Annotated in this window: 10 protein-coding genes; 2 read left to right on the forward strand and 8 right to left on the reverse strand. The window is 44.6% G+C overall.

Going from position 1 to position 11,293, the window contains the following annotated elements; all coding sequences use genetic code 11:
- Window positions 1-27 precede the first annotated feature (27 nt).
- A complete protein-coding gene (locus tag PLH26_RS06605; RefSeq protein ID WP_324585210.1) occupies window positions 28-2,559 on the reverse strand; it encodes an ATP-dependent Clp protease ATP-binding subunit in 2,532 nt (843 codons plus the stop codon).
- A 234-nt stretch (window positions 2,560-2,793) separates the two neighbouring features.
- On the opposite strand from PLH26_RS06605, the gene PLH26_RS06610 reads away from it, so the two are divergent.
- Entirely contained in the window at window positions 2,794-3,174 is a 381-nt protein-coding gene (locus tag PLH26_RS06610; RefSeq protein ID WP_324585211.1) for an STAS domain-containing protein, read from the forward strand.
- Between the two features lie 62 nt (window positions 3,175-3,236).
- Here PLH26_RS06610 and PLH26_RS06615 read toward each other — a convergent pair whose 3' ends face one another.
- Entirely contained in the window at window positions 3,237-4,304 is a 1,068-nt protein-coding gene (locus tag PLH26_RS06615) for an RluA family pseudouridine synthase (RefSeq protein ID WP_324585212.1), read from the reverse strand.
- 92 nt (window positions 4,305-4,396) lie between these two features.
- Window positions 4,397-5,542, reverse strand: coding sequence for a glycoside hydrolase family 5 protein (locus PLH26_RS06620; protein ID WP_324585213.1), 1,146 nt, complete (start codon window positions 5,540-5,542; stop codon window positions 4,397-4,399).
- Window positions 5,543-5,738: 196 nt separating this feature from the next.
- Between PLH26_RS06620 and lipB the strand changes: the two genes are divergently transcribed.
- Window positions 5,739-6,479 (forward strand): lipoyl(octanoyl) transferase LipB, encoded by a 741-nt coding sequence (lipB, locus tag PLH26_RS06625; RefSeq protein ID WP_324585214.1) that lies wholly within the window; start codon window positions 5,739-5,741, stop codon window positions 6,477-6,479.
- A 142-nt stretch (window positions 6,480-6,621) separates the two neighbouring features.
- Here the strand turns inward: lipB and PLH26_RS06630 are convergent, their stop codons facing one another.
- From PLH26_RS06630 to PLH26_RS06650, 5 genes are all read right to left on the reverse strand, one after another.
- Window positions 6,622-7,410: a hypothetical protein gene (locus PLH26_RS06630; protein ID WP_324585215.1), complete on the reverse strand. Its 789-nt coding sequence runs from the start codon at window positions 7,408-7,410 to the stop codon at window positions 6,622-6,624.
- 61 nt (window positions 7,411-7,471) lie between these two features.
- Window positions 7,472-8,389: a 1-aminocyclopropane-1-carboxylate deaminase/D-cysteine desulfhydrase gene (locus tag PLH26_RS06635; RefSeq protein ID WP_324585216.1), complete on the reverse strand. Its 918-nt coding sequence runs from the start codon at window positions 8,387-8,389 to the stop codon at window positions 7,472-7,474.
- Between the two features lie 3 nt (window positions 8,390-8,392).
- A complete protein-coding gene (locus tag PLH26_RS06640) occupies window positions 8,393-9,157 on the reverse strand; it encodes a succinate dehydrogenase/fumarate reductase iron-sulfur subunit (RefSeq protein WP_324585217.1) in 765 nt (254 codons plus the stop codon).
- A gap of 2 nt (window positions 9,158-9,159) precedes the next feature.
- Complete coding sequence (locus PLH26_RS06645) at window positions 9,160-9,477, reverse strand: four helix bundle protein (protein WP_324585218.1); 318 nt, start codon at window positions 9,475-9,477, stop codon at window positions 9,160-9,162.
- Between the two features lie 181 nt (window positions 9,478-9,658).
- Window positions 9,659-11,293, reverse strand: a 1,635-nt coding sequence (locus tag PLH26_RS06650) for a fumarate reductase/succinate dehydrogenase flavoprotein subunit (protein ID WP_324585219.1), incomplete at its 5' end; no start/stop codon positions are given.

Here is an 11,293-nt window from a genome sequence, read left to right on the forward strand (position 1 = left end):
GGCATTGCTTTTTAGATCTTGTTTATGTTACGCTTCTGATTTTTCTTTCTTGCTTCCTTCTTTCAGGGTAAATTTCAGCAATGATTTTTCCTTATCCAGATCAGCGATCAGCACATCGCCTGCTTTTACATGAGTGTTCAATATTTCTTCTGCCAAAGGATCTTCCAGGTACTTCTGGATAGCCCTGTGCAACGGACGGGCGCCAAATTGCTGATCGTATCCTTTTTCCGCAATGAAATTTTTGGCTTCTGGTGTAAGCTCAAGTGAAAATCCAAGCGTGCTCAAACGTTTCATAACACCCTTCATCAAAATATCAATGATCTTGAAGATGTGCTCCTGGGTAAGCGAATTGAAGATCATTACATCATCGATCCTGTTTAAAAACTCAGGACTGAACGTACGCTTCAACGCTTTTTCAATAACAGCCTTATTGTTCTCTTCCGAGCTCAACTGCCGTGCTGCCGTGGCAAAACCCACACCTTCACCAAAATCCTTCAGCTGGCGTACACCAATGTTGGATGTCATGATGATCAATGAGTTCTTGAAATCTACTTTTCTGCCCAGTCCGTCTGTTAACTGCCCGTCATCAAGCACCTGCAATAAAATATTGTAGATATCGGGATGTGCTTTTTCAATTTCATCGAGCAATACTACTGAGTAAGGCTTACGGCGCACTTTTTCCGTTAGCTGCCCGCCTTCTTCATACCCCACATATCCGGGAGGTGCTCCGATCAAACGGCTTACCGTGAACTTCTCCATGTATTCACTCATATCAATCCGTATCAGGGCATCGTCCGAGTCGAACATGTATCTTGCCAATGCTCTGGCAAGCTCTGTTTTACCAACGCCTGTAGGACCAAGAAAAATAAAAGTACCAATGGGTTTCTTGGGGTCTTTCAAGCCTACACGGTTACGTTGTATGGCCTTTACTATTTTTTGAATAGCTTCATCCTGTCCTACAACTGCACCCGACAGGTCTTCTGCCATACGCCGCAACTTATCCGTTTCTGCCTGCACCATTCTTTTTACGGGAATGCCTGTCATCATGCTCACCACTTCGGCTATCGCTTCTTCATCTATCGGGTAACGTTTATGCTTGCTTTCTTCTTCCCAATGCGCCTTTGCTTTTTCCAGATCTTCCTGCAGCCTTTTTTCATTGTCGCGCAGCGATGCCGCTTCTTCAAAGCGCTGGCTTTTTACCACTTTGTTTTTCTCCTGTTTAATATCTTCTATCTTCTTTTCCAGTTCCACGATTTCATTGGGCACGTTGATATTCTTCAGGTGCACCCTTGCACCTACTTCATCCATCACGTCTATGGCCTTGTCGGGGAGCAGCCTGTCGGTAACATAGCGGTCACTTAGTTTTACGCAGGCATCAACGGCATCCTCCGTATACGTTACATTATGGAAATCTTCGTATTTTGATTTAATGTTCTGCAATATCTGTATCGTTTCATCTACGCTCGGCGGGTCTACCAGCACCTTCTGAAACCGGCGGTCTAACGCACCGTCTTTTTCGATGTACATGCGGTATTCATCCAGTGTTGATGCCCCAATGCACTGCAGTTCGCCCCGGGCAAGTGCCGGTTTAAATATGTTGGAAGCATCTAAGGAACCGCTGGCTCCGCCTGCTCCCACTATGGTGTGAATTTCATCAATGAACAGAATGACATCTCTGTTCTTTTCCAGTTCATTCATAATGGCCTTCATCCGCTCTTCAAACTGCCCACGGTATTTCGTGCCTGCTACCAACGCGGCAAGGTCAAGGGAAACAACCCTTTTATCAAACAACACTCTGGAAACCTTTCTCTGCACAATGCGTAAAGCAAGACCTTCCACGATAGCCGTTTTACCTACGCCAGGCTCACCAATGAGAATAGGATTGTTTTTTTTACGGCGTGACAGTATCTGCGATACTCTTTCAATCTCCTCTTCCCGGCCAACAATAGGATCTAAAGTACCCATTTCGGCAAGCCGGGTAATGTCACGTCCGAAATTATCCAGAACAGGCGTTTTGCTTTTGGTGTTTGCCGCCTGTGTTTTTGACTTTTGCTGGTAACTTTTCTTTTCATCATCGAAATCGTCATCAGCATCATCGGTATATTCGCTGCGCACATCATTGCTTTTGACCATGCCCAGCTCATTTCTGAAAAGGTCGTAGTCCACGTCAAACTGATTTAAAATTTGTGTAGCAATATTTTCTTTGTTCTTCAAAATGGAAAGCATCAGGTGTTCCGTTTCCACGGTAGGGCTTTTAAGCGCCTTGGCTTCCAGCACGGTAACCCGGATTACTTTCTCGGCCTGTTTGGTGAGGGGTAAACTGTTAATATTGGCAATGTTTTTTCCTGTTTTATCTTTTACTGCCAACTCTACTTCTTTACGCAGCTCATAGAGGTCAACGTTAAGATTCTTGAGTATCTTCACCGCCATATTTTCCCCTTCCCTGATCAACCCCAGCAACAGATGCTCTGTTCCAATGAAATCATTTCCCAACCTCAGTGCTTCTTCCCTGCTGAATGAGATAATTTCTTTTACCTGGGTAGAAAAATTATTATCCATGTAATAGAATTTAATAGTGATCGATACAATAATAACTAATAATTTTGACTTCTAATGATTAATAGAACATTGCAGGTGTGTGAATTATTGTGTTAGAGGGCGTTACGGCATATTTATTGTCTTCCAGAACTGGAATGTATGCGTTCGATAAAACACACTTTTACGTATTCAGATAAAGCATTGAAAAGCGGTAAACTTTACCTGTAAAAATCAATCTATCAAAAGAACTCAAGCATGAACTTCAAAATAGATACCAAGGAAAAATTTCATGTCATATCGCTCAATGAATCCCGATTCTCTGCTAATATGACAGATAAACTACGTGAATTGTTTAATGAAGTTACACAAAATGATGTTAAACATATCATTCTGAATCTGAAAACTGTTCAAACCCTTGAGCAACCGGCGGCGAAATTTCTTGCCGAAGCGCAACAGGAAGCTTACACATCCCATCGCTCATTTGTAGTATGTGCTATCCAGCCTTCCGTAAAACAAACACTCAAAAGTTTTGATCTGCTGGAGCTGCTCAATGTTACCCCCACCGAAAGCGAGGCCTGGGATATAGTGCAAATGGAAGAGGTGGAAAGAGAATTGCTGGGAGGGGAAGAAAGCTGACGCGGGTTCTTCTGTACATGGAACTGATATGTAAAAAATAAATATTCAACAATTGCAGTGGATCATTCCACATTAATGCCTTTTGCTCCTGTATATCTTCTCCATTTTTCTATAACCGATTGCATGTCGGCGGGGATTTCACTTTCAAAAAGTATTTGTTCACCAGAAGTCGGATGAATAAACCCTAATGTTTTGGCATGTAGCGCATGGCGCGGGCAGAGCGCAAAACAATTTTCAACAAACTGTTTGTATTTGGTGAAAACCGTTCCCTTCACAATTTTATTGCCGCCATAAGTTTCATCGTTAAACAGGGGGTGACCTATATGTTTCATGTGTACGCGGATCTGATGGGTTCGCCCGGTTTCAAGGCGGCATTCGATCAAGCTTACATAGCCCAGTCGCTCCAGCACCCTGTAATGCGTAATGGCTTCTTTTCCATGTTCTCCTTCTGGAAAGACGTCCATTACCTTACGATGGCGCTGGTGGCGCCCTACATGAGCTGTAATTGTACCACTGTCACCCGTAAAGTCGCCCCATACAAGAGCAATGTATTTTCTTTGCACGGTATGTGCCGCAAACTGGCTGGCCAGGCGCACCGAAGCTGTTTCGTTTTTCGCCAGTACCAGCAAGCCGGTAGTGTTCTTGTCTATACGGTGCATCAATCCAAACCGGGGGAGCGCGGATTCAGACAGACCGGGGTTTTGTTGCTGTAAATACCAGGATATACCGTTTACCACTGTTCCGGTATAATTGCCCGACCCGGGATGCACTACCATGCCGGCGGGTTTGTAAAGAATAATAAGATCATCATCCTCATACCGGATATCCAGTGGAAGCCGTTCGGGGATCACTTCTGTTAGTTCAGGTGCGGTATAGGAGTACATAACGATATGATCACCGGGGCGTATTTTATAATTGGCTTTTACCACCTGGTTATTCACCAAAACAAATCCCTTTTCAATACCCTGCTGCAATTTATTCCTGGTACCCCCTTCCATACGGTTGATGAGGAACTTGTCTATACGAATGGGATCCTGCCCTTTATCTACGGTAAAGGACATCCGCTCATAACGCGGTTCGCTGTTGTCGTCGTCTTCCGGTTCATTTTCCCATTCCGTTTTTTGGGGCATCACCTGCTTTTTCGGCAAAGATAACAGTTAGCAGGAAAAGCCTGCCGCTATGACTTAACCCATGTGAAACAGGGGACGTCTCCCGTAAACTATTACTGTCTGCGCATCAGGTCAAGGAATTTCCTGTCTAATTTATAGCCGTACCAGTCTTCATAGTCTACATCTGTCCGCCCGGAATTGAGCACGCCAAAATCTCCTGTAAAATTCCATACCGCAAAACCAATATTGCCGGCTTTAAGGATGCTGAGCACATCGGTAAACCATGCCATAAATACATTGTGCGGGGTTTTGTTCCAGCAACCACACTCCCCGCAGTGTACTCCAACGCCCTGTTGTATTAAATTGGTCCATGGCTTGTAATAGGTTTCCAGCATGGCTTTACTGAAATATTTCCCTCCTACTTCTCCCGGCCATCTGGGCTCAGGCAGGTTATTGATGTCTCTATTAGCCCAGGGCGCTTTATAATGAGAGATAGCGCCGGGATAATATCCCCTGCAGCTTTGCCCGATACCCAGGTCTGTAATTTCCGGAATGGGAGTATTGCCCACATTATTGCCATCGGCTATTACAAGATGTTCCGGGTTTTCTTTGCGAATGGCTTCAGCGGCTCCTTTAGCAACCTTACGGTATACATCGCCTGGTACCGGTCCCGACCTGGAATGCTGGTCGTTCATGTCTTCCCGCATACTGGGCTCATTTACCAGGTCGAAACTTATTTGTTGGGGCGACAGGCTTTTGTATTTTTTGGCCCACATGTTCCAGTGGAAATAAAAAGCATCCTGCGCGGCCTCGTCTTTCCATAAATTATAGGGCTCATGAAAACCGGCGTTGATGCAATAGCCCGGCGCCCGGTGCAGGTTCAGGCTTACATGCATACCATATTTATGCGCTGTGGTTACCAAAGTATCTATTTTGTCAACCGCCTCATTGCTGATCTTATATACATCATCAGGAGTAATGTTCTTTGAGCGGTCTATATCCAGATAATGCGGATATGCGATGGGCACACGAACAAAATCAAATCCCCAGTCGCGCATCCATTTATAATGTTCTTCAGTGGTTGGGTTGCGTGTGGGAGTGGGGGCAGGCGAAAAGAAATCAAGCAAATTAAACCCCTTCCATCGCGGCAGTTTATTCATTGCAGGCTGCAACGGCGGTGCGGCCAGCGCCCCTATTTCCGGCAGGCTCAGTACGGCAGCAATAAGTCCGGTATTTTTTATGAAATTTTTACGATTCATGTCCGATACAATGTTTTATTATGCTCAATATACAGAATAAGATCTTCCAAGATACGCAATAAGACCGGTGAAGCCGACACGAGGCCGCAGTAACTCCATGTTATATCTCCCAAAAAGGTGCAGCCCCGGCTTCCACAAAATGCGGGAGAATTAAACCGGGTTAAAACAAAAGGGTAAATGAAATAACTTTGCAGGCATGCAGGAAGTTTTTTTTAAGGACATGGGGGCTGTAGCCTATAAAGATGCGTGGGATTTCCAGGAGCAACTGCTGCGGAAGAATGTGCAGGCAAAAACCTCAGCTAAAGCAGGATTGTCTTATTCATCCAACGGTACCGGCCAGAAAACAGGTTTTGAGTCCATAGCCGATACGCGCCACCATTTGCTGTTGTGTGAACATCCTCCTGTATATACTTTAGGCAAAAGCGGCCATGCCGAAAATGTGCTGATCAGCGAGGCAACTCTTCACCAAAAGGGAATTGAATATTATCGGACCAACAGGGGTGGGGATATTACCTTTCACGGGCCGGGACAAATTGTAGGCTATCCCATCCTTGACCTGGAGAAATACTATACCGATATCGGCAAATACCTGCGCAACCTGGAAGAAGTGGTTATCCTTACTTTGCAGCAGTATGGTATAAAAGGTGAACGTTCCCCCGGAGAAACAGGCGTATGGATAGCGCCTTCCGTAAAAGGAAAGGAAAGAAAAATATGCGCGATGGGCGTACGATGCAGCCGGTGGGTGACCATGCACGGCTTCGCATTGAATGTGAGCACCAGCCTGGATTATTTTAATTATATCATTCCCTGCGGCATTGCCAATAAGCAGGTAACTTCAATAGAAAAAGAGCTGGGATCTGATCCCGGAACGGGCAACGTAAAAGCAGTACTGAAAAATTGTTTTGAGCAGGTATTCGATTGCAGGCTTGTTGGATGAGGGATAATGCTGCTTCAAACATTAAACGTGAGCAGTGAAACACTCTTTCACCTTTATCCCCGTCCGAATGGCATTCAGCCAGGTGGGCTCTCACTTCTCACGATAACATACAGGCTTAATTTGCTTGACTTATATTATCATATTATGGTACTCTTACTTTATTTTTTTCTTTGAGCAGCCCGTTTTCAAATAATTCAAACCTGAACCAGCCCGAATGCATGAAATTGGATTTATCCAGCGTAAAAATCGGTTCTTTGATATCATTGATCCGGAACAATGTACTGCCGTTTTCTTCGTAGAATATGATCTTAAAATTATTCAGTCTTCCGGGGGGCAATACGACAGTGACGTCGCCGTCGGGATTCGTAAAAACAAAACCTGAAGGTCTGTATGTTTCCGGCCGTACCATATTTACAGTATCCGCCATTAAGCCGTCACTTCTTTTTTTACCTGCAGTTCGGGCGGTCGACTGCAATTGATATGACGCAGGAGTTCCGTCTGTAACTGCGGCATTTTTGTTATCGGGGCTGTTTGGCCGGACAACTGCGTTGCTTTTGATCCTGCTTTCTTTTTTTACCGCCGGAGGCAGATCTTTGTGTGGTTTTTGCGCCTTGCTGAATATGTAATTCCCGTTATCGAGCAGGATATACAATTTGTAGAAAGATGAGGTATCCGGAGCATTGTTGTCAAGAAATCCGTTGGTAACCGATGAGGGGTCGGGCAGCGTTAAAATGGTTTTAAAGCCCTTCATGCTATCCGGGGAGCGCTGGATGCTCAACTGTTTTATTACGGGAAAATCGTTTACCCAGCTCAGTATAATTTTACCATTCCTGTTTACAACTGTAAAATCGGGCAGGGTGTCCTGCGACCGGAGGGTATAGCTGCATAAAATAAACGTTAGGAAAGCAATGATCCGGGGAACAATTTTCATAGCAATAATTATGTCAAAAGCATTAACGCTGAACGCACAAAGATAATGCTACACTTGTATATTAAAATACTAAAACTCCCGGTGCAAGAGACCGGTTACCCTGTAAACCCCCGCTGTGAATGGCCAAAATGCGGGATTGCGGCGGGAAAAAATCTTTCTTTGTCAGATCAAAAATACCATACATCATTTTTGCAGTATAAACAAAATCCAGCGGAATAGTTGATGTATGATAAAACGTGTTCATCCACCCGGTTAGTTCAGGAGTATATTTTGCATATCCCCCGAAATGATAATCATGTATAATGCGGAACCTGTTGGGCAGGGGTGTATTCAGTAGAGATTGTATCTCATCACTCAACCCCAAATTGTTTTTCATAACGCTTATGCCGGTGATCTGTTGATGGGGCTTTGTGGCTTGTATGATGCCGGCAATGGTTGTTCCTGTTCCTACAGCCGAAACAATATGCGTATAGTGTCCGGTTTCTGTATCGTGCAACATTTCCGTTGCGCCCTGAACGCCTGAAGGGCCAAACCCGCCTTCCGGAATAATATATACCCTGCCGAATTGCGCTTCAAATTTTGAGGCTGGTCCATTTCTTTTTATTGCATCGTATTCTTGTCGCGGTAAAAAAACAAGCTGCATATCGCGGGCATGCGCCTCCTGAAGGGTATGCGACCATTGTTTGGGGGGTTCTCCCCTGACAACGCCAACAGCATTAAGTCCCAGTATTTTTGCCGCATATGCGGTGGCTGCAATATGATTGGAATAGGGGCCGCCAAATGTAAGGAGTGAATGAAACCTCTTGTTTACCGCATCCTGTATATAGTAGTGAAGCTTGAACCATTTATTTCCCGAAACTACGGGATGTATTTTATCAAGCCGAAGCACATCGAGCTGCACCTTTTTTTTGTTTGTAAGGACGTTTTCAATAGTATCCGTTGTAATCGGCCGTGCAGCTATGATCCTGCTATTGTTCATTAGCTATTTATCGATACTGCCCGCTGCAGAAAGATATTCCTTATTTAACCTGGCAATATTATCTACGGAAATTTCTTTGGGACAAACCGCTTCGCATGCTTCCGTCATGGTACAGGAACCAAAACCTTCCTTGTCCATCTGCTCTATCATATTCAGTACCCGGCTCTTTTTTTCCGGAGCGCCCTGTGGCAATAAAGCAAGATGGGCAACTTTAGCAGATACAAAAAGCATAGCCGAGCTGTTTTTGCAGGCCGCCACGCAAGCGCCGCATCCTATACAGGCGGCAGCGGCAAAAGACTGATCTGCTTTTTCTTTTTCAACAGGAATAGCATTCCCGTCTACCGCATTACCTGTGTTTACCGAAATATAACCGCCTGCCTGTATGATCCTGTCAAAAGCGTGACGATCAACAATAAGGTCTTTGACTACAGGAAAAGCATTGGCGCGCCAGGGCTCTACCACAATGGTATCACCATCTTTAAATGCCCTCATATGCAACTGACAGGTAGTAGTGCCATGCCATGGTCCATGAGGGCGGCCATTGATGTACATAGAGCACATGCCGCAAATTCCTTCACGGCAATCGTGGTCAAAAGCTATCGGCTCCCTGTTCTCTTCAATTAATTTTTCATTGAGCACATCGAACATTTCGAGGAACGACATTTCCGAAGAAATATCCTTCACCTGATAAGTTTCAAAATGTCCCCTGTCGCTTTTGCTTTTTTGTTTCCACACCTTTAAGGTGAGGTTCATTGTATAATGATCCATAATTAATTCCCTAATTTGAAAATTTGAAAATTTGAAAATGCATAAAGAAATACCCAAATTAATCCTGGAATTTTTCCCTTTGCTGAAGAAATTATTTTAGATAATATCTTTATAATTTCACTCAAATTATCAATCAGTATATTATTAAACCTATAATTTCTGCTTCTTTCACAAAGCGTCAGCCAGTATAAAGTTTCACTTGCTTCTTTAGCTGCTAATTTCATCTTGTGAATAAAATCAGCTTTACTCTCCGCATTTTGGGCTTCAAAAACATTTGCGCCTATAGATGTTGAAGAACGCAGTAACTGCCTGGCTATCACAAATTTTTTATCTCCTCCAGTTGCTCACAGTATTCGATGATGGATAGTGCAAAATCTATTGTCTTTTCCACTATCACGTTGGGTTTATCATTTCTCATTGTCGAAAATTTAAAAAGTTAGCAAATTGAATTCATCGTCAAATTAACATATTTTCAAATTGCCACATTTTCAAATTTTCAAATTATTTATAGTTTCGTTGCGTTGGCTTGGCCAGCTCAAATTCCAGCTCTTCTTTATTCAGCTTCCAGTTGTGCTCTCCATTGTATTCCCAGGCTGCCACATGCAGGAACCGGTCATCGTGACGGAGGGCTTCTCCTTCTTCCGTTTGGCTTTCTTCCCTGAAATGGCCGCCACAGCTTTCTGCCCTTTCAAGTGCGTCTATACATATCAGTTCGCCCAGCTCAATGAAATCGGCCACCCGGTTGGCTTTATCCAGTTCGGGGTTCATTTCGTTAATGTCGCCCGGTATCCTTACATCGCTCCAGAATTCTTTTTTCAGCAACCTTATTTCTTCTATTGCCTCATTCAAATTTTTTGCATTGCGCGACATGCCGCATTTGTTCCACATGATCTTTCCCAGTCTTTTGTGAAAATTTTCCACCGACTGTTTGCCTTTGATGTTCATAAGGCTGCTGATGCGTTCCCTTACTGCATTTTCTGCTGCTTCAAAAGCTTCATGCGTAGTGGGGATGGGTTTTACAGAAATTTCATCGGCCAGGTAATTGCCAATGGTATATGGGATAACAAAATAACCGTCGGCCAGGCCCTGCATTAAAGCAGAAGCGCCGAGGCGGTTGGCGCCATGATCGCTGAAATTACATTCGCCTAAAGCGTATAAGCCTTTTACCGATGTCATCAGTTCATAGTCAACCCATAGCCCGCCCATTGTGTAATGCACTGCGGGATAAATACGCATAGGTACTTCATACGGGTTTTCACCGGTGATCTTTTCATACATGTCAAAAAGGTTACCGTATTCTTCTTTTACTACTTCTTTACCCAATCTTACCAGTGTATCTATGCCGGGGTTTTCTATGCCATGCTTGCTGGCTTCGGCTCTTCCATATTTATTGATAAGATTATACCGGAAATCGAGGTAAACCGCCTGCTTTGTGGTGCCCACGCCGTAACCGGCATCGCATCTTTCCTTGGCAGCACGTGAAGCCACATCGCGGGGTACCAGGTTGCCATAAGCCGGGTATCTCCTTTCTAAATAATAATCTCTTTCATCTTCGGGGATATCATTGGCTTTCCGGGGGTCATCCTTTTTCCTGGGAACCCATATGCGGCCATCGTTGCGCAGTGATTCCGACATCAGCGTTAACTTGCTCTGGTGGTCGCCGGTAACGGGTATGCAGGTAGGATGGATCTGCGTGAAACAGGGATTGGCAAAGAACGCTCCTTTTTTATGCGCCTTCCAGGCTGCTGTAACATTACTGCCCATAGCGTTGGTTGACAGGTAAAATACATTACCATAACCACCGGTGCATAACAATACCGAATGTCCGAAATATCTTTCGAGCGTTCCGGTAATAAGGTTGCGGCAGATGATCCCCCGCGCTTTGCCGTCAATAACTACCATGTCAAGCATCTCATGGCGTGTATACATGGTTACATTTCCCAGTGCTACCTGCCGTTCCAGCGCCTGGTAAGCGCCTATGAGCAGTTGCTGACCTGTTTGACCGGCGGCATAAAATGTTCTTTTTACCTGCACGCCGCCAAAGGAGCGGTTATTCAGCAGCCCGCTGTATTCTCTTGCAAAAGGTACCCCCTGCGCTACACACTGGTCAATAATGTTAGCGCTTACTTCCGCCAG

The sequence above is a fragment of the Agriterribacter sp. genome (genome assembly GCF_035444585.1).
GTDB lineage: Bacteria > Bacteroidota > Bacteroidia > Chitinophagales > Chitinophagaceae > Agriterribacter.

Bases quoted from the DNA above. Each gene is read 5' to 3' on its own strand.
- PLH26_RS06605 (WP_324585210.1), bottom strand. From the start codon at position 2,559: ATGGATAATAATTTTTCTACCCAGGTAAAAGAAATTATCTCATTCAGC.
- PLH26_RS06610 (WP_324585211.1), top strand. From the start codon at position 2,794: ATGAACTTCAAAATAGATACCAAGGAAAAATTTCATGTCATATCGCTC.
- PLH26_RS06615 (WP_324585212.1), bottom strand. From the start codon at position 4,304: ATGCCCCAAAAAACGGAATGGGAAAATGAACCGGAAGACGACGACAAC.
- PLH26_RS06620 (WP_324585213.1), bottom strand. From the start codon at position 5,542: ATGAATCGTAAAAATTTCATAAAAAATACCGGACTTATTGCTGCCGTA.
- lipB (WP_324585214.1), top strand. From the start codon at position 5,739: ATGCAGGAAGTTTTTTTTAAGGACATGGGGGCTGTAGCCTATAAAGAT.
- PLH26_RS06630 (WP_324585215.1), bottom strand. From the start codon at position 7,410: ATGAAAATTGTTCCCCGGATCATTGCTTTCCTAACGTTTATTTTATGC.
- PLH26_RS06635 (WP_324585216.1), bottom strand. From the start codon at position 8,389: ATGAACAATAGCAGGATCATAGCTGCACGGCCGATTACAACGGATACT.
- PLH26_RS06640 (WP_324585217.1), bottom strand. From the start codon at position 9,157: ATGGATCATTATACAATGAACCTCACCTTAAAGGTGTGGAAACAAAAA.